Source organism: Legionella sp. PC997 (genome assembly GCF_014109825.1).
GTDB lineage: Bacteria > Pseudomonadota > Gammaproteobacteria > Legionellales > Legionellaceae > Legionella.
The window spans coordinates 1,074,398-1,091,457 of sequence record NZ_CP059576.1 but is presented as its reverse complement, the minus strand read 5'-3'; the positions used below and the strand labels follow the sequence as shown (position 1 = coordinate 1,091,457).

Below are 17,060 nucleotides of genomic sequence, written 5' to 3'. Positions count from 1 at the left end.
CTAAAGATTTGAAGTGTTCGGTGAGTATTTAGAGAGACTGCAATAAGAATGGATTACTCGAAGGACAGTTTCTATTGGATTTTATAATTAGATAATCTTGATTATTTAATGAAGTAAGCAGATTAGTATAAGGTTGCTGATTGCTGGTGCATACGTTGACATTACTCACTCCCCCCAACAAAACCCGGCCGCTCCAACTTGAAGCCATAATGCAGTTAAAGGCGGCTGAAGATCCTACATAAAAACAGGTGGCAGTCTGGGAATTAGATGAATCGACGGATATAGTTACATTCGAAAGATCCACTGTATTAGGAGGTGCATTACCTCCTGTACCCAGAGCAATCGTTCCTGATAGCGTTACAGCGTGCTCACTATTAATTAATGTCACATTATTATTTGAATCATAGGTAAGCACGATATTAGTGTTAGGAACTGTAACCGTATAAGTAGAGCCCGATGGAACCGAAGGAGGATTGGGATTTGGATCTGCATTAGGAACCCCTGAGCCTATAGGGGGTAAACTTGTACTTGTAAAAGTAGAATTAAACAATTGGCCACTGAGCGCCGGATCATTTTGACTAATATAACTGGCAGATACCATAGACAAGTTTTCGCCGTTAGAATTGGTCCAAGTAACAATATGATCTACTTTTTTATATTTAGAATTATTGGTAATCGTCCAGGTACGATAAAAAGTAGAATCAAACTCAGTCGTTATATCGGAGCCCGTTGTAATGGCATTATACCCTGCAATAGTGGAGTAATTACGTAACTCTTCCATTTTTTGATTAAATAATTGAGTGGACAAATAATCTTGATTGGTATTGGCCTTAGCTTTAATAAGATGCACTTCCGTCTTGCTACCAGCTACCATCCCAAAAATTAATAATGAGGTAACAACCATGGCTTCAACCAGTCCCAAGCCTTTCTGTTTGCAAGAGGTTGAGTTGAATTGATGAGTGTTCATCGTCTCTCTCCTCACCTTTAAATCCTTAAAAATCTCGCCAAGATCCTGGAACTTTGACAAAAGCCCCAACTTTGTTCAATTGATTCAGGACTGCTGTGTTATAAGTAATATTCGGTGAACCAGTTGAAGTGATTGAACCTTCGACTACGGCTCCTCCGATTATATCCAATGTTCCCCCCCCACTATTATTCCAATCTCCCATTATATAAACCATACCGTAAATTGTTGTAGTACCATTAGACTGCAGAGGCCCATTAACTACTAAGACAACTGGATTGGTAGGGGAACCAATCGTGGCATTACCTGAGAAACCGGCTGTACTTGTTCCAGTTTGGTTAATCCAAATGGATTGACCCACCACTCCATTTAAAAGACCACTGTAATCGGTATTACTACTATTAGTATAGGTAATATCTGCAGATTGTTGTGCTAAAGTTTTTGTTGTACCAAAAAAATTACTAAAAAATTGATCCGAGCTCAAACTACTTAAACTTGAATCGTGGTGCACCACATCAGCCTGAAGACTGCCACTATTAGAGCCAGAACTTGCATTTGAGGATGTGCTTGCCGAGCCGCCCAGAACCGTATCACCTCCACTCCAAATAGTTGTTCCTGTTGTTGTATTACTAATAGTCAAAGAACCACTCAAATTTACATTATCTTTTACAAGGAGTGGGACAGGTGTAGGTGTCGGTACAAAGGGGTAAATCTGCATAATTTGAACTACAGTAGTTGAGGCTAAGTTATTATCTGCCGTTCCCTTCGAAGATACCGTAATGCGGTTGAAACTATTATATACTGGATTGCTATAAGTGACGGTATAATTTGTATTATTACTAAAAGCAACATTGGTTATTTGAGAGTTGGTATAGGTATCTATAAAACCATCATTGTTCGCATCAACACGAATGGCGGTTTTATTTGCTTCAAGATACGCTAACCCATATTCTAAACCCGCTTCAGCAGCCATGAATGATTGGGAGGTCCGATAAAAGTTATTTTCTATTTTTTGATCAAAATCCACTGTTTTACTGGTTAATAGTGCCGTGATTGCAATTCCCAGTAAAATCATCACCGATGTAGCAAGCAGGACATAGCCACGTTGAAAGTTCATAGCAATATACCCTCCTCCTATAATTCAGGGCTGAAATTTATCATTACGTACTCGTATTTCTTGGACAAATGTTCGGCTTACTGAAGTATCAGAAATCAAATTCCCTGTTAGCGTAACTGTAACATTTCGTATCGTAAGTGTGCTGACTCCATTACTTAATGTGATAACCGTAGGTGTCAGGGTAAATGATAAATTAGTCACTTGGATCTGATTAGGATCTGTCAAATTGATCCAGGTGCCATTAGTACAATCAAAAAATGAGTCTGTTGCTGCTCTAGCTTGTAAGACATTATTTGAAAGTCTAAATCCAAAGCGTTTATCATAACCGGCTGAATTTAATGCAGGCATAGTGCCATTTGAATCGATATCATAGGTGAATAAGATACAGCTGCTTACCGGGACAGTAATATCATTAGCAGAGGCAATAAAAGGATTAGTAATCGTTCCAGTCCCTATATCATTAGCAGCATTTGCAGAATAACCTGCACGACGGATTTCGATAACCATCATATTCATGGCAGAACGTAATTGTTGATCTAGTCGATTAATTGCTATGACACTGTAAAAAGAACGCATTAAGGAGATATAAATTACAATACTCCCCCCTAATAAGAATAAACCTATACCAATTCCAATTAATATTTCGAGCAGGGTATAACCCTTGTGTTGTTTAATCGGTATTAAGGACATGTTTGGTATCCTGAAACAGTATTAGAACACACAGTTACCAACCCCATACTGTTGGCATTAATTCTGGCAGATTTATCTGACAAAGAAACGGTTATAGATCCTCCAGAAGTTATTGTTCCATGGAATCCGTCAAAAATAATGTAAGGGGCAGAACTTGTTCCTGAAAATCCAGTTATAGAAAGAGCAACCGGGTTACCTGAGTAATCACCACTTCGAACAATGGTTTGAATACTTTTAACCATACAACTATTTACTACGGTGCAATCACATGGAGCAGTATCACTAAGCCCATAACACCAAGTTGTTGGACTAAAACTAAGATAATAGGTATTTTTTGTAGTAAGAGCCTCTGATTGCGCAATTTTAATAAAATTATACAATTCCTCCGTTCCGGTCCTGACACGCTTCTGGTTCATAAAATTTGTGTAGGCAGGAAAAGCAATACTCGTAATAATGACGAGAATTATTACGGTAATTAATAACTCAAGGAAACTAAAGCCCATTACTTTATAGGTGCCAATCCTTTGAACGGTCATAAAAAGAAACTCCATTTACTTTATCATCCATGCAAAATGGGTAATATATATTATTAGTTTAGTCTAAGATTAAAGAGGGTAATTCAGGAGAGCCTTTAAAATGGATAATTTAAAGAATAAAATGGGATTTTCATTGATGGAGTTAGTAATTGCCCTCGCCATCATTGCTATTCTTGTTATGATTAGTATGCCCAGTTACTTTAATTATGTGATGCGTTCTAGACGCACAGAAGGGATTAATACTCTAAACAGTATCCAACTTGAGGAAGAAAAATACCGTGGTCAAAACCCAACTTATGGTACCTTAGCAGACGTTTGGAACGGCGTAACTACTACAGACAATAACTACTATTCATTATCAGCTACTAACAATACCGCAACGGGGTATACTCTTACTGCAACTGCCCAAGGTGCCCAAGCTAATGACACCCAGAATGGCGTTTCGTGTAGTACCTTAACCTTGACAGTTAATGGACTTAATACTACCAGAACTCCACAAGCTTGCTGGTCTCAATAAAAGAAAATGAATCCTAGCCATCATTGAGCCTTAGGAAATGGGGGTATAGGTCTTTTATACATGAATGATTTCATATGAAATGCAATGAAAACTGACATTTATTAGGCAAATCTCTCCATTACATGCAATTCATTTCATGACCTATACTTATTCAATAATAACACTCAACTGTGTGAGATATAAAAATGGAAAACACATGGAAAGATCAGTTGCATCAAAAATTAAAAAAACAGTTCGGTACGAAAAAAGGTAAAGAATTTGCTGAAAAATATCTTCCTGCATTACCAATGAGTTATTGTGAACAACACACAATTGAAGAAGCAGTAGAAGATCTCTCTCAAATTGATAATTTATCCCTACAAAACCCCTTGGCGATTGTGTTTTTTGAATCAGCACGCGGGGAACACCCGTTACACATTAAACTATATCGATACGGCGGCCCTATTCCCTTATCAGATATTTTACCCATGATTGAAAACATGGGATTACGCACTTATACCGAAAGACCCTATAAAATTGCTTTAGAACCCAATCAATTTATTTGGATTGGTGATTTTAATGTTTCTTATTCCTATCCTAATTTACTCACGCTGGATCAAGTTAAAAGCAATTTTAATGAAGCCTTAATCAAAATAAATGTCGGGCTTAGTGAAAACGATGGGTTTAACAGATTGGTGTTAGGGGCGGGATTATCCTGGCGTGAAATAATGATTATTCGTGCCTATGCCAAATACATGCAACAAATTGGATTTCGTTTTAGCCAACAATATATTGAAAAAACCATTGCTAACTATGCACCCATTGCCAACAAACTTATTGAACTTTTTTGTTTAAAGTTTAGTTTGAAACAAAACACTAAAAGTAAAAATAAACGCATTGAATTGGAGAAAGAAATTCGAGCGGATATTGATGCGATTACCAGCTTAGATGAGGATTATATCATTCGTTTTTTTTGGTCTTTAATCAAAGCAACACTTCGTACCAATTATTTTCAGTTAGGCGATGATGGAAATCCCAAAGATTATTTGTCATTTAAACTCAACTCCGCCAAAGTTCCTGATTTACCCCCTGGGCAACCTATGTATGAAATATTTGTGTATTCTACACGATTTGAGGGTATACATTTGCGTAGCGCCAAGGTGGCTCGTGGTGGTATTCGCTGGTCTGATCGGCCCGAAGATTTTCGTACAGAAGTTCTGGGTTTGATGAAAGCTCAAAAAGTAAAAAACTCAGTAATAGTACCTTCTGGAGCCAAAGGAGGCTTTGTTTTAAAGAAAGCAGCTCACCTTCTTGATCGAGAGCAGATAAAACATGAGGTCATTGCCTGTTACCAATCATTTATCAGAGGTTTGCTTGATCTGACAGACAATTATGAAGAGGACCGTGTTGTTTCGCCCCGGAATACTATTTGCTATGATGACGCTGATCCTTATCTTGTTGTTGCAGCCGATAAAGGAACCGCCACATTTTCCGATATTGCAAATGGTATATCTAAAGAATACAAATTTTGGCTTGGAGACGCCTTCGCTTCTGGAGGATCTGCGGGCTATGATCATAAAAAAATGGGAATTACAGCGCGTGGAGCCTGGGAATCCATTAAAAGACATTTCCGTGAACTAGACATTAATATTGAAAAACAAGATTTTACGGTGGTTGGTATCGGCGACATGAGTGGAGACGTATTTGGTAATGGCCTAACCTATACCAATCATTCTCTTTTAATTGCAGCCTTTGATCATCGTCATATATTCCTTGATCCAAATCCTGATGGTCGTAAAACTTTTGAAGAACGTCAACGCTTATTTAATTTGCCGACCTCTTCATGGGAAGATTTCAATCCTCGATTAATTTCTAAAGGTGGGGGGATTTATCCGCGTTCAAGCAAATCGATTACCCTGACACCTGAAGTAAAAAAAGCACTCGATATTCAAGCAGACTCGCTACCCCCCAATGAACTGATTCGGGAAATATTAAAAGCACCTGTGGATTTATTATTCAACGGCGGTATTGGTACCTATGTAAAAGCATCTACTGAATCGAATGCAGATGTAGGTGACAAAACCAATGAATTCTTACGTGTCAATGGTAATGATTTGCGCTGCAAAATTGTGGGAGAAGGGGGTAATCTCGGATTTACTCAACTTGGAAGAGTTGAATTTGCGCTTACAGGGGGACTGATCAATACTGATTCAATTGATAATTCCGCTGGAGTAAATTGCTCCGACCATGAGGTGAATATTAAGATTCTCCTCAATAAAGAAATGAATCAAGGCAAGCTTACCGAAAAGAAACGCAACCAGCTGCTTACCAAAATGACGGAACAAGTCGCCCAGCTGGTTTTACAAGATAATTACAACCAAGCATTGGTTCTAAGCTTTTCTGCAATAAACGCTCTCGCTTACAGTGGTTTATATCAAGCTTATATTAAGGAATTGGAGGGATTGGTACATTTAGATAGAACCGTCGAATTTCTTCCGGATGATAAACATCTCTTGGAACGTAAAGCTGCGGGTCAAGGTCTAACGCGCCCAGAGTTATCTATTGTCATGGCCTATACAAAAATTTATATCACGAGTGAATTATTAAAATCCGACTTACCTGATGATCCTTATTTTGCAACCATTCTACAGACCGGATTCCCATCCATGTTGCTGAAATCGTACGCCAAATCCATGCAAACACATCGTTTGCGACGTGAAATTATTGCCACCCAGCTTAGTAATCAAATTGTGAATAGCATGGGTATTACCTTTATGTATCGTTTACAAATGGAAACTGGACAATCAGTTGCAGACATTGCCCGTGCTTATATTATTGCTTCAAAGGCATATGGAACCGAGCAATTACACCAATTAATTGATTCGCTTAATTACAAAGTCACAGTACAAACTCAGTACGAGTTGCTTCACCACGTCAGACAATTAATGAATTTGGCTACTCGATGGTTCTTGCACCATAAACGTTTAAGCGGTGGAATTACTAATAATATTACCCACTACAGTCAATCTATAGCCAAACTTGAAAAATCAATTCCTAATTTGATGGCTGGGGTTACAAAAGAATATTTAGAAAAAATTGTTATTCAATTTGTCGACATTGGTTTACCGGAAGAAGCTGCAAAAAAAATCGCTACTACCCGTGCTATGTATACCGTATTAAATGTAGTGGAAGTAGCGACACAAAATAAATTTGATCTAGGAAGAACTGCTGAAGTTTATTTCAAAGTAGGTAGCAAATTTAGTCTGGTCTGGTTCCGGGACCAAATTGGTAATGATTCTCGTGAAGGGCATTGGAATAGCCTGGCACGTTTATCTCTACGTGATGAATTGGACAATTTGCAACGTCGGCTCAGCATTGTCATTCTGAAGAATAATCAAAAAGGGCTGAGTTCAGAAGAACTGATCACTTACTGGTTCTCAAAAAATCCCTTTATTCAGCAACGATGGGAAAGATTGCTGGAGATGTTACTCGGTAGCTCAAGCATTGATTACACGATTTTCTTTGTTGCACTACGCGAATTATCCACCTTAATTGCAGTAGAGTAATAAAAATCCACAAAAATTACCAATTGATGTATGAAGATAGGTACCATTAAAAAAGACTACCGTTCCCCCGAAAGAGGGAACGTATCTCTAAAGAGGCCCGCTTTCCACTGACGCGAAGCGAGTCCAGGAATCCTTTTTAAAAATATTCGAGTTTCCTCTTGCAATGGAAATTGATGCCATTGTATTTCTATCTCCGATAATGATATTTTGATTGGAAACAGTTTAATGTCAATGAGTTAGGAGATCTTTAATGGATGAAGAATACAGAAAACAAGCTAAGTTAAAAATTGCAGAAGCCAAATATCTTGAGACAGCATCTCTAACCAAAAAAGGAGTAATCCGATACCTACAAGGAATCAATTTATTTTCACAAATTGTAAATAAAACAATAACAGATTTTGAAGATCTTTCTTCTGCTTACCATGATCTGGCGATCCTCCATTTTAATAGTGCTCAATATGAAAAATCAGCGCAATGTTATATGGATGCTATAAACCAAATACTGCAAACCCCTCTCCATGATAAAAGTTATAGGAAATTAACTGAGTTGTATATGGATTTAGCAGATGCATGTTATGAATCATTAAAGCAACCAGCAGGAGATGAGGCTATGGCGAATGCCATAAAAGCATTCGGCTGCATTAAAGATAAAACTTTTGAGGAACAAAAGATTGGTGATCCAGTTGTTAATTTCAAGCAATTCCATGGACATTATGAAAAGAAGCTCTCAACGGATTCATATATTGCTTCTTCCAAGTTTGCTAATCATGAACATTTACTCAGTGAAGGACAATTTGCAAAACAAGAGCAAGCACTTTTTGAACAGTTTGAAACCATCTCCATTCATGAAATTCAACAAATTGACCACAATATAGAAAATATGTTAAATCAGCTTTCTCTATCCGCTGATAAACATCCATTTACTCCTGTTTTAATCAATGAAACACCTAGTGATGGTGCATACCGTAATATGGCAATGCAACTTTTAGCACTGGCCAAAGCCCATATTCAAAATCAACGGCTAGGAGATACCATTGCAACATATAAGCAAGCACTTAAAACACTACAAGCGATAAAAGTACCGCAAAAAAGTGATCAGCAGATAATGCAACATTTGGAAGAACAAATACATCATCTATCGAAGAAACCTGATATTTCACAATCACAATTCCTTGCTGCATCCCCTTCTATATCGCAAGAGAGTCAGAACTCTATTTTCATAAGTCAATCTGGGGCTAGTTTTTTTTATCAAGCGTTATATCCAGAAACAAAAGAAGAATATCCTGAGAGTCTTAGTAACGATGCTGAAATGGATGAAGGCAGTGGTAATGGAATGAGCCTGTAAAAGAATATTATCTTGACGGTTATTTTTCTTAAGCTTATGACCTATCGCTGAATGGGCATAAGCTTCCTATCTCACCCTTTCATGGTTCTTATTTGCACAATTCGCGTATATTTAATAATAGTTCTCTAAGTCAGTATTGGTACCATAAAAAAAGTCCAACAATCGATGGAGAACCGATGAAAATTACTTCCTTTGTAAATCAACTTAAAACTAAGAACTTTGATTTTGTAAAAAAAATAGCTCCCCACGGTACACACGATGACTATTTAAAAGATCTAATAAGAAGGTATCAAGAGAGATATAACTCTAAGTTACTTCCTATTATCCAGCAATTTTCTCAGGATAATAGTTCCAAAACCGAAGTGATTATTGCAATTTATAATTTCATCAAACATAACCGCGGTGAATTAATCGAAATTTATAAATATTCCTCCCGTCAACTGTCTCTGGAAACCCCGGAAAAAGCACACTATCAAGCGATTAAAGATGATGTATTTAAGTTATTACAACAAGGTAGAAAATTCAATTATTGGGCAGAAAGCTTTATCGTGAAGGAAAGTTTTGAGTGTAAAGCTCATCTCCTTTCAAGAGATATTTCTGAACAAGAAAAATCAAAAGCTCGTCCGTATGCCGAAGATAACTTGGATGTGACTAGAGATGTACACGCGCTATTAAATCAGCAAGGGTTAGCATTACCAGATAGAGTGCAAAAAGAATTCTTAGACCCTCAACATCGTGCATGGGGAACTTTATATCCTACTACCAAAGCAGTCTTGGAACCCATTCATGATGCATGGGAAAAACAACAACCCAAATGCGAAGATTTAACTGTAGAAATTGAGTTTGATGAAACAAAAAAATCCCAAGCAGTGATTAAGAATTATTATTTTTCTCATGAAGAAGCACTATCTTGTATGCTTACAACCAATAATCAAAACGAACTTTGTCTTAGTGGCACCACACAACCTTTTTCCTCTGGCACCGGATATATTTACGCTATGGATATTGAAGGAAATTTATTTGTACATCCTGATGATGAATATAAAGAGGGGAAACGGATTGGTCACCCGGCATTTACCCGTGGAAATGCTGTAGCCTGTGCAGGAGAAATTACGGTTAAAGATGGCAAGATAACTGAAATTACAAATGGAAGCGGCCACTATAGACCTGGGCCATTTTGTCTCTATAGAGCGGTGAAGGCCCTATATGGTCGTAATGTTTTGGCGAGCAATTGCATTATTCAGGATCTTAGAGGCGATTTCTTTATAGAAAAAGAAGAAATCGATTCTTTTGATAATTCAACAAAGAAGAGAAAAACAAGTCGACTAACGTGGGAACAATATTCTGCTTGTTATTCCGAGAAGACAAAATCCTCTCCATCTATCCCTACAATGAATTTATCCGAAAAACCTAATCCTTTGCCAATAATCCAAGGATTAAGAGCAATACACCAGTATGTGCATGATTTGGGCAAAGCAACCTCTTTATTAAGTAAAACTAAAGGGAAGGACTATTATGAACGTCGCAATTCGTTTAAGAAGCTATTGGAAGCGTTATCTAGTGGAGATTACAAGTTAATTTTCGATTGCATTGATACTCAATGTATTAAATTTCAAAATACGTCGGTAAGAGATAATTATGTTACTTTGCTAATTGAACTAAAGACACACTTAGTAAACTCCAGAAGGTACTCTATCGATATTTTAGATGATCAATATCTTGCTCGTAAAATCCAAAGTTATTACACAATGTATCAACAACTCGACAAATGTACCGATGCTTCCCGTACTTATACGGAAAAACATTCGTTCTTCTCCAGCAATAATGAACTGCGCGCAAACCAAGTGGAGGCTATAAATAGCTTCAAATTTCAAAGACAAGAAATTGACAAAGAATTTAGAAAGGAATTTGCAAAGCCAGATGAGGTCGCTCAAATGGAATCAACAAATAGCTATTATTTCTAAATTAATTATAGAACTCCCATACCATGTTTAATGGGAGTTCTTATTATTTTTTCTTTCTTAGTGTGTACCATGTACCTTAGTTTAATGCCTCTGCTTCCTGCACTAATGCATTCATTAGCTCATTTACACTCATATCCCTGCATAATTGAGCAGATTGACCTGCCCACAAAGACATAAAATCAATATTGTTTTGTTCTTTTGCTTTTTTTCGCATTCCGCTCGTTAAGGTATTTTGAATGGGATAATCCAGGATATTTAGTGTTTTAGTATTCATACGCTCGATAAATTGATTGCGTATACCTCGTGCTAATTTACCTGAAAAAGCTCGTGTAAGTACAGTATTATCCTGCTGTTGTGATAGTAAAGCGTGTTTATAGACCTCGGGAATACCAGACTCCAGGCAACTCAAAAAAGCAGTGCCCATTTGTATGCCTTCGACACCCAAATCCAGTGCGGCCCTAATTCCTCTGCCATCCATAATTCCACCCGCAGCAATGATTGGAAGGTTAATTTCATCCACCAATTGTGGCACCAAGCTAAACAAACCGATCAATCCCTCCTCTGCTGGCCCTATAAAAGTTCCTCTATGTCCGCCCGCTTCACTTCCTTGAGCAACAATCGCATCGATGTCACATTCTGCAAGTTGGTGTCCTTCAGCTAAAGTGGTTGCTGTACCTATTAAAAGAATGTGATTCCTTTTAAATTTGGCTATCCATTTCGAATCCAACATACCAAATGCATAACTAAAAATAGGAATTTTTTCTTCAATTAAGACATTTATCTGTTCCTCAAAGGATTGTGCATAAGGTTCGAAAACGGGTTCAATTTCTATATCTAATTCAAGACAAGAGTGTTTGATATCCATACACGATTTTCGAATTTGTTCGGTTGTGGCGTAATGATGCTCGGGAATGAACAGATTCACTGCAAAGGGTTTATTCGTTAATTTTCGTATTTTTTTGAGTGCACTTTTTATTTCAGCAGGAGGCATATATCCCGCTCCTAATGAACCTAAACCACCTGCATTACATACCGCCGCGACGAGTTCCGGAGTAGTTGCACCTCCTGCCATAGGGGCCTGGATAATTGGAAATTTGATGCCCATTTTTTGAGTCAATTTTGTCGGCCACATCATGTGTTCATCCTTTTTAATTTTATTAATCATAAATTTGATGTTTAATGAACACTATAGTGCAGTTAAGCTGAACTATGCCAATTTACTTTTACAACTGTTATTCTAAAAGCTTAATTGCAGAGCAAATACCTGAAAAAACCATTAAAAAACTAACGGTTGCTGGAAAATGTTCTGCGATTTTTTTAGAATGCTATTTTGCATTAAGGAAGATAGATTTTTTCGGCTCTCTTCAATTTTAATAAACGTCTGGTGCATCAAGTTAGGAGGACGCTATGAAAGCACAAGCAATATCATCTTTTGGTGACGCTTCAATCTTTGAAACGATTGAACTCCCCACTCCCCAAATTAAACCCGGCTATGTGCTCATTCGAGTTGTAGCAACTAGCGTAAATCCTGTCGATTGTAAAGTTCGCTCTGGTAAATACAGCCAAATTTCTCCTCCATTTCCTGCCATTTTGCATAGTGATGTAGCAGGTATTGTTGAACAAGTTGGTGACTACGTAACTGAGTTTGCTGTGGGCGATGAAGTTTATGGATGTGCGGGAGGATTCCTCAATGAACCAGGTGCCTTAGCAGAATTTATGCTTGCTGATGCCCAATTAATTGCGAAAAAACCTAAAACCTTGAGTATGGTTGAAGCCGCTGCATTACCTCTAGTGGCCATTACTGCCTGGGAAGCATTATTTGAAAAAGTTAAAATTAAACCGGGACAAAAAGTATTAATTCATGCGGGTACTGGAGGAGTTGGACATATTGCGATCCAGCTCGCCAAATGGGGTGGCGCGGAAGTATACACAACGGTATCTTCCCCAGATAAAGCAGATATAGCAAAATCGCTTGGAGCTAAAGAAACGATTAATTATCGGCTTGAATCCGTTCAAGATTATGTTAATCGACTAACTCACGGAAAGGGATTTGATATTGTATTTGATACAATCGGTGGAGAGAATCTCGATAAGTCATTAGCTGCGGTTGCCTTATATGGGAATGTAATTAGCATTCAAGCCGCTTCAAACCACGATCTCTCACCCTTACATAGTAAATCGGCAAGTCTACATGCAGTATTCATGCTATTGCCATTATTACGCAACATCGAACGTGAACGTCATGGCAAAATTCTAAAAGAGATCGCAACATTAGCGGATCAAGATTCTTTAAAGCCGCTTATTGATCCTCATCTTTTTTATTTCGAGAATATTGATAAAGCCCATGCATTACTCGAATCAGGTAAAGCCGTAGGAAAAATTGTAGTTCAAGCGTATTAATCCCATAGGCCAGAATAGCGTAGCGAAAATCGGATTTATTATCCAGATTGGGCTGCGCTACACCGAGGCTATAACTCTCATTCCTGCTTTATAGACGGAAGCAAATTCTTATTAAGCTCACAGTAGAGAATGGTACTTGCTATCACTGCTGCAGGCATGATCAAGAAATTTAAGATAGGTATAAAACTGGCTATATTTATAGAAAAACCCAATCCAAGGGAACGCATTTTATTACGAGCAACGATTCTTCGCGCCTCTTTAAAGCTAATCAGATTATTATCCATGGCGAAATCCTGATATTGGATACTTAGTATCCAAGCATTAAATAAAAACCATAAGAGAGGATAAATCGGCTGGATAAAAGGAACAAAAAATAAAATAACTATAATCACAAATCGAGGCAAAAAATAGCCAAGAAACTCACCTTGACGCTTGATACTGCGAAGTACCACTTGATAAAATGATAAAGACGGAATTGCACTCCCAAACAGTATTTTTTGGGTTTTCTCCGCTAATAATCCGTTTAAAGGAGCTGCGATTAGATTAAAAAATACAGTAAAAAGCGACAAAAACATTAAGAAAAAACTCAGGATAAAAATGATAAAAAATATGCTGCTAAGAAAACTTAACCAAGAAGGCAACTTATCAAGGTAATGATAAGCATAAGGCAATACATAGTGATGTATCAGATAAAACAATCCGGAAAACATTATAAAATTAATTGCTAAAGGTAATAGCACAAAACGTCTTAAGCCTGAGGTAGAAAGGGTTCGAACTCCTCGAAGCATATAACCCATGCCATAAAAAAAATCCCACATGTTTATCCTTAATCATAATCTCGTTGTCGTACAATGAATCCATAAAAATCACTTCTCGTATAGCTTAAATTATTTTGTCAAAAACATCATATCTTTTAATGGCTGTTTACATTTCGCGCGCTTAGGCTAAAATGGCCTTATTTTTGAGTATTGAAGCGCAACGTACACAGGAAATAAACAAAAATCAGGATAGTTTGACCCAGTAAATGGAAACAAATCCTAATGATTTGATACAAAATAACAACAATTACTCATAAAAACATCATTAGAATTTAGATAGGGGCTTAATCATGCCAAAACTAATACCCACACTTGTTACTCTAGCAGCACAGAAAATCGAAAAAACGAATCCTCATCTTTTTTTTACTTTGTACAACAATAAAAAATTACCTCCCGAACTGGAAAGTCAATACATTACTCCTTTAGTCCAAAAGCTTGTTAGCCAACATAAGGATATTTATTTGGATAATGTAAAAGAACGAGATGAAATGATTATGGAACGTTCTTCCAATATTAACGAGAATTGTTGTTATAGAAAATGCGCAATTCTTGCTGCGATGGCCCTTGGTGCTGGAGTTCATCTTGGTATTTATTATATTCTTCGCGCAAGCGAAGTACCTTATTCAACGAGTTTAACTTTTCTTACTACACTACCTGCCACGGTAATAGTTACAGGATGTTTCAGTCCTTGTGCCTCTATATTATTATCAAAATTGATTGCACATTGCAGCATCCCTAATGTTCCTGATGAGGTAGTTGATTTGACTGAGGTAGTTACTCACATGGAATCACAACAACAAGCGAAAATTAGCTTACGCTAAAAACGTACATAACTGATTTATTTTATAGTCTGAAACAAACTGCCATTCATTGAAAAAATTCCGGATAAAAGAAAATCTATTAAATTGAACCGCATGGAGGTAGGAAAAAGCGTTTGCCGTTAGTTCTTTCCACTGTGTCATCTTTTGTAACAACGTTGTTACAATTTCACAACAATTTGTTATATCCCTGTTACATTCATTATTTAGACTCAGCAGCAGATAACAATTAAAGAGGGGAATAAAAATGATGATCAAAAAAATATTGCTGTGCGGGATGTTAGGCGCGGCTACTTTATTTTCCACTACATCCTTTGCTTTTTATCATACCCATGATTATTATCCACGATTTAAAAATTTTCGCCATCACCATCATCATTCAAGATGGAGAAATGCTCATCGCTGGACGCCGCCAAGAGATTATATTGTAGTGGAAAATGGTGCACCCTACCCTCAATACCATCAACACCATTGATTATAAAAATTCTTGACTAAAAATTGGGCCAATTGGCCCATTTACATATTTAAAAATTACTTACAGCCAACTCTTTTTATTCAGCCCTCATAAGATCTGATAAACTTTCCGTTACTAAGAACCCTACGAATTATTTTGAGAATTCAATGAAACTGTACATACCCCTAGGTATCTTTCTCTTGATTACGACTCTTGCTATTTATGCTTTGTTAGCTGTGTATATTATAAACAATGCGGAAAAAGATGAGAGAAAACGTGCCGATGTTATATTAGTTCTTGGAGCAAAAGCCTATCGCAATAATTCCTATAACCTTTGCCTTGTGGCTCGCGTAAAACATGCAATTGATTTATATAAGGCTAACTATGCTCCAAAACTACTTTTCTCAGGCGGTACGGATGTGGAAGATGGCATAAATGAAGCACAAACCATGAAAAAAATTGCTATATCTTTGGGCGTACCCGAAAAAGACATTCTGCTTGAATCCGAATCAACTTCCACATTCCAAAATCTTCTTTATTCTAAAAAATTATTGCAAGCGAACCAATTTAAATCCATTATTTTAGTCACTGAACCTTTTCATGCCCCACGAGCCATTCTAGTAGCTCAAAAACTGGGCCTCACCGTATTCAGTTCTCCTGCAATAACAAGTGCCTGCTGGATAAAGAACAAATACAGCTCACGTTACTTTCTCAAAGAACCCTTTGCCATAATTTTTTATAAAATGAAAAATAGGTTATGAGCCTATTTATCTAAGAATTTAGTGTGGTAATTGAACGTTATATTCAGAACTGAAGTTTCCTTAGGTACTTAGAATGAAAGGGCTACCCTAAGGTAACCCTTTATGCTTGGATTATTTTGATTATTTACTTTTAGTACAAGTCTCTGATCCAAGTTGATTGTCTGATTGCAAAACCCAATTAGATTGCAATGAACCATCGGGTTTGATTTCTATCATTTGAATACCAATTGTGTCCGGTTTTCTTGGATCCCAAAATGAAGAGGCAACCACATTAGTTTGATTTGGATGCATAACACCGGTACCGTAAAGAACAGGATCTCCGTTACTATTATCCCATTCTAACGTATAAGTATCCCCTGTTTTGGATACGGTAAGAGGATAAGTTGCAGTATTATTTGCCGCATCAACACGTTGACATTGATAATCTCCTAAAAAAGAAGATGTTCCGGTCTTACTTGTTGAAGTGTCACTCGTAGCAGGAGTAGTTGTCGGAGTACTTGAGTTACTTGGTGTACTCGAACTGCTGGGAGTACTCGAAGGAGTCGTGCTCGTGCTCTCTGTATCTGCATAGGCTGTTAAAGTGGGTAGGGATAATGCAGTAACTAAATAAATACTTTTCATTACAGTTTTCATAATAAATTCCTTTTCTCACCTTTATGCGAATATTCACTATTGGGTTGATTTAGTACAGGTTTCAGTACCACCTTTATCCTTATTGCTTTCTGCAAAAACACCATCCAAAGTGCCATCAGGTTTCACTGTAAAAATTTGGATTGTTGTTACAGAGGGGGACTTTGGTTGCCAAAATATGTAGCCAATCGCATTATTGACGTTTTTATTAAATATGCCTTTACCAATGTAATATGGAAATACGCTTCCAGTAGGAATACCGGAGATTTTATAAACATCACCATTTTTCTTGAACACTACGGTTTCAGTACCATCATTGGGAGTTGTAAAAGGATCGTGGTACGAACATTTATAGGATCCAGAAATATCAGGTGTATCTGCAGAGTAGATACTGGGTGACACTGCTAAAATACCTAACATGGTTGCTAGGGACAGTTTGTTGATGACACGCATAAGAACTCCTTTTCTTAATAACTTAAAAATGATTTTAAGATACCAAAG

At 37.3% G+C, this 17,060-nt stretch carries 16 protein-coding genes; 8 read left to right on the top strand and 8 right to left on the bottom strand.

Features of this window, described 5'->3' with window-relative positions; translation table 11 throughout:
* Nucleotides 1-28 precede the first annotated feature (28 nt).
* The 4 genes from HBNCFIEN_RS04525 to HBNCFIEN_RS04510 are packed head-to-tail and all read right to left on the bottom strand — an operon-like array spanning nt 29 to nt 3,307.
* Nucleotides 29-967, bottom strand: coding sequence for a hypothetical protein (locus HBNCFIEN_RS04525; RefSeq protein WP_182392890.1), 939 nt, complete (start codon nt 965-967; stop codon nt 29-31).
* A gap of 25 nt (nt 968-992) precedes the next feature.
* On the bottom strand, nt 993-2,081 hold the full coding sequence (locus HBNCFIEN_RS04520) for a hypothetical protein (RefSeq protein WP_182392889.1): 1,089 nt from the start codon (nt 2,079-2,081) through the stop codon (nt 993-995).
* 24 nt (nt 2,082-2,105) lie between these two features.
* Complete coding sequence (locus HBNCFIEN_RS04515) at nt 2,106-2,771, bottom strand: prepilin-type N-terminal cleavage/methylation domain-containing protein (protein WP_182392888.1); 666 nt, start codon at nt 2,769-2,771, stop codon at nt 2,106-2,108.
* The gene (locus HBNCFIEN_RS04510; protein ID WP_182392887.1) at nt 2,762-3,307 is read right to left on the bottom strand and encodes a GspH/FimT family protein; all 546 of its coding nucleotides are present in this window, start codon (nt 3,305-3,307) and stop codon (nt 2,762-2,764) included. The genes HBNCFIEN_RS04515 and HBNCFIEN_RS04510 overlap by 10 nt, the downstream gene beginning before the upstream one ends.
* A gap of 100 nt (nt 3,308-3,407) precedes the next feature.
* Between HBNCFIEN_RS04510 and HBNCFIEN_RS04505 the strand changes: the two genes are divergently transcribed.
* The 4 genes from HBNCFIEN_RS04505 to HBNCFIEN_RS04490 all read left to right on the top strand — a co-directional run bounded on the left by HBNCFIEN_RS04505 (nt 3,408) and on the right by HBNCFIEN_RS04490 (nt 10,678).
* Entirely contained in the window at nt 3,408-3,824 is a 417-nt protein-coding gene (locus HBNCFIEN_RS04505) for a type IV pilin protein (RefSeq protein WP_182393608.1), read from the top strand.
* A gap of 185 nt (nt 3,825-4,009) precedes the next feature.
* Nucleotides 4,010-7,369, top strand: coding sequence for an NAD-glutamate dehydrogenase domain-containing protein (locus HBNCFIEN_RS04500; protein ID WP_182392886.1), 3,360 nt, complete (start codon nt 4,010-4,012; stop codon nt 7,367-7,369).
* A gap of 250 nt (nt 7,370-7,619) precedes the next feature.
* Nucleotides 7,620-8,714 carry a hypothetical protein gene (locus tag HBNCFIEN_RS04495; protein WP_255464346.1) on the top strand — a complete coding sequence of 365 codons (1,095 nt, stop codon included), beginning with the start codon at nt 7,620-7,622 and terminating at the stop codon, nt 8,712-8,714.
* A 176-nt stretch (nt 8,715-8,890) separates the two neighbouring features.
* Nucleotides 8,891-10,678: a hypothetical protein gene (locus tag HBNCFIEN_RS04490; RefSeq protein WP_182392885.1), complete on the top strand. Its 1,788-nt coding sequence runs from the start codon at nt 8,891-8,893 to the stop codon at nt 10,676-10,678.
* Nucleotides 10,679-10,754: 76 nt separating this feature from the next.
* On the opposite strand, the gene HBNCFIEN_RS04485 is transcribed toward HBNCFIEN_RS04490, so the two are convergent.
* Nucleotides 10,755-11,810, bottom strand: coding sequence for a nitronate monooxygenase family protein (locus HBNCFIEN_RS04485; RefSeq protein WP_182393606.1), 1,056 nt, complete (start codon nt 11,808-11,810; stop codon nt 10,755-10,757).
* Between the two features lie 275 nt (nt 11,811-12,085).
* Here HBNCFIEN_RS04485 and HBNCFIEN_RS04480 point away from each other — a divergent pair, with 275 nt between their 5' ends.
* Nucleotides 12,086-13,078, top strand: coding sequence for a zinc-dependent alcohol dehydrogenase family protein (locus tag HBNCFIEN_RS04480; protein WP_182392884.1), 993 nt, complete (start codon nt 12,086-12,088; stop codon nt 13,076-13,078).
* A gap of 77 nt (nt 13,079-13,155) precedes the next feature.
* On the opposite strand, the gene cysZ is transcribed toward HBNCFIEN_RS04480, so the two are convergent.
* Nucleotides 13,156-13,896 (bottom strand): sulfate transporter CysZ, encoded by a 741-nt coding sequence (gene cysZ / locus HBNCFIEN_RS04475; protein ID WP_182392883.1) that lies wholly within the window; start codon nt 13,894-13,896, stop codon nt 13,156-13,158.
* Nucleotides 13,897-14,186: 290 nt separating this feature from the next.
* Between cysZ and HBNCFIEN_RS04470 the strand changes: the two genes are divergently transcribed.
* The 3 genes from HBNCFIEN_RS04470 (at nt 14,187) to HBNCFIEN_RS04460 (ending at nt 15,929) form a co-directional block, all read left to right on the top strand.
* On the top strand, nt 14,187-14,717 hold the full coding sequence (locus HBNCFIEN_RS04470) for a hypothetical protein (RefSeq protein WP_182392882.1): 531 nt from the start codon (nt 14,187-14,189) through the stop codon (nt 14,715-14,717).
* Nucleotides 14,718-14,961: 244 nt separating this feature from the next.
* The gene (locus HBNCFIEN_RS04465) at nt 14,962-15,189 is read left to right on the top strand and encodes a hypothetical protein (protein WP_255464345.1); all 228 of its coding nucleotides are present in this window, start codon (nt 14,962-14,964) and stop codon (nt 15,187-15,189) included.
* Nucleotides 15,190-15,335: 146 nt separating this feature from the next.
* The gene (locus HBNCFIEN_RS04460; protein WP_182392881.1) at nt 15,336-15,929 is read left to right on the top strand and encodes a YdcF family protein; all 594 of its coding nucleotides are present in this window, start codon (nt 15,336-15,338) and stop codon (nt 15,927-15,929) included.
* Between the two features lie 120 nt (nt 15,930-16,049).
* Here the strand turns inward: HBNCFIEN_RS04460 and HBNCFIEN_RS04455 are convergent, their stop codons facing one another.
* Nucleotides 16,050-16,562, bottom strand: a complete 513-nt coding sequence (locus HBNCFIEN_RS04455; protein ID WP_182392880.1) for a hypothetical protein — start codon at nt 16,560-16,562, stop codon at nt 16,050-16,052.
* A 36-nt stretch (nt 16,563-16,598) separates the two neighbouring features.
* The gene (locus HBNCFIEN_RS04450; protein WP_182392879.1) at nt 16,599-17,012 is read right to left on the bottom strand and encodes a hypothetical protein; all 414 of its coding nucleotides are present in this window, start codon (nt 17,010-17,012) and stop codon (nt 16,599-16,601) included.
* Between the last annotated feature and the right edge of the window lie 48 nt (nt 17,013-17,060).

Coding starts and splice junctions, on each gene's coding strand:
- HBNCFIEN_RS04525 (WP_182392890.1), bottom strand. CDS start 967: ATGAACACTCATCAATTCAACTCAACCTCTTGCAAACAGAAAGGCTTG.
- HBNCFIEN_RS04520 (WP_182392889.1), bottom strand. CDS start 2,081: ATGAACTTTCAACGTGGCTATGTCCTGCTTGCTACATCGGTGATGATT.
- HBNCFIEN_RS04515 (WP_182392888.1), bottom strand. CDS start 2,771: ATGTCCTTAATACCGATTAAACAACACAAGGGTTATACCCTGCTCGAA.
- HBNCFIEN_RS04510 (WP_182392887.1), bottom strand. CDS start 3,307: ATGACCGTTCAAAGGATTGGCACCTATAAAGTAATGGGCTTTAGTTTC.
- HBNCFIEN_RS04505 (WP_182393608.1), top strand. CDS start 3,408: ATGGATAATTTAAAGAATAAAATGGGATTTTCATTGATGGAGTTAGTA.
- HBNCFIEN_RS04500 (WP_182392886.1), top strand. CDS start 4,010: ATGGAAAACACATGGAAAGATCAGTTGCATCAAAAATTAAAAAAACAG.
- HBNCFIEN_RS04495 (WP_255464346.1), top strand. CDS start 7,620: ATGGATGAAGAATACAGAAAACAAGCTAAGTTAAAAATTGCAGAAGCC.
- HBNCFIEN_RS04490 (WP_182392885.1), top strand. CDS start 8,891: ATGAAAATTACTTCCTTTGTAAATCAACTTAAAACTAAGAACTTTGAT.
- HBNCFIEN_RS04485 (WP_182393606.1), bottom strand. CDS start 11,810: ATGTGGCCGACAAAATTGACTCAAAAAATGGGCATCAAATTTCCAATT.
- HBNCFIEN_RS04480 (WP_182392884.1), top strand. CDS start 12,086: ATGAAAGCACAAGCAATATCATCTTTTGGTGACGCTTCAATCTTTGAA.
- cysZ (WP_182392883.1), bottom strand. CDS start 13,896: ATGTGGGATTTTTTTTATGGCATGGGTTATATGCTTCGAGGAGTTCGA.
- HBNCFIEN_RS04470 (WP_182392882.1), top strand. CDS start 14,187: ATGCCAAAACTAATACCCACACTTGTTACTCTAGCAGCACAGAAAATC.
- HBNCFIEN_RS04465 (WP_255464345.1), top strand. CDS start 14,962: ATGATGATCAAAAAAATATTGCTGTGCGGGATGTTAGGCGCGGCTACT.
- HBNCFIEN_RS04460 (WP_182392881.1), top strand. CDS start 15,336: ATGAAACTGTACATACCCCTAGGTATCTTTCTCTTGATTACGACTCTT.
- HBNCFIEN_RS04455 (WP_182392880.1), bottom strand. CDS start 16,562: ATGAAAACTGTAATGAAAAGTATTTATTTAGTTACTGCATTATCCCTA.
- HBNCFIEN_RS04450 (WP_182392879.1), bottom strand. CDS start 17,012: ATGCGTGTCATCAACAAACTGTCCCTAGCAACCATGTTAGGTATTTTA.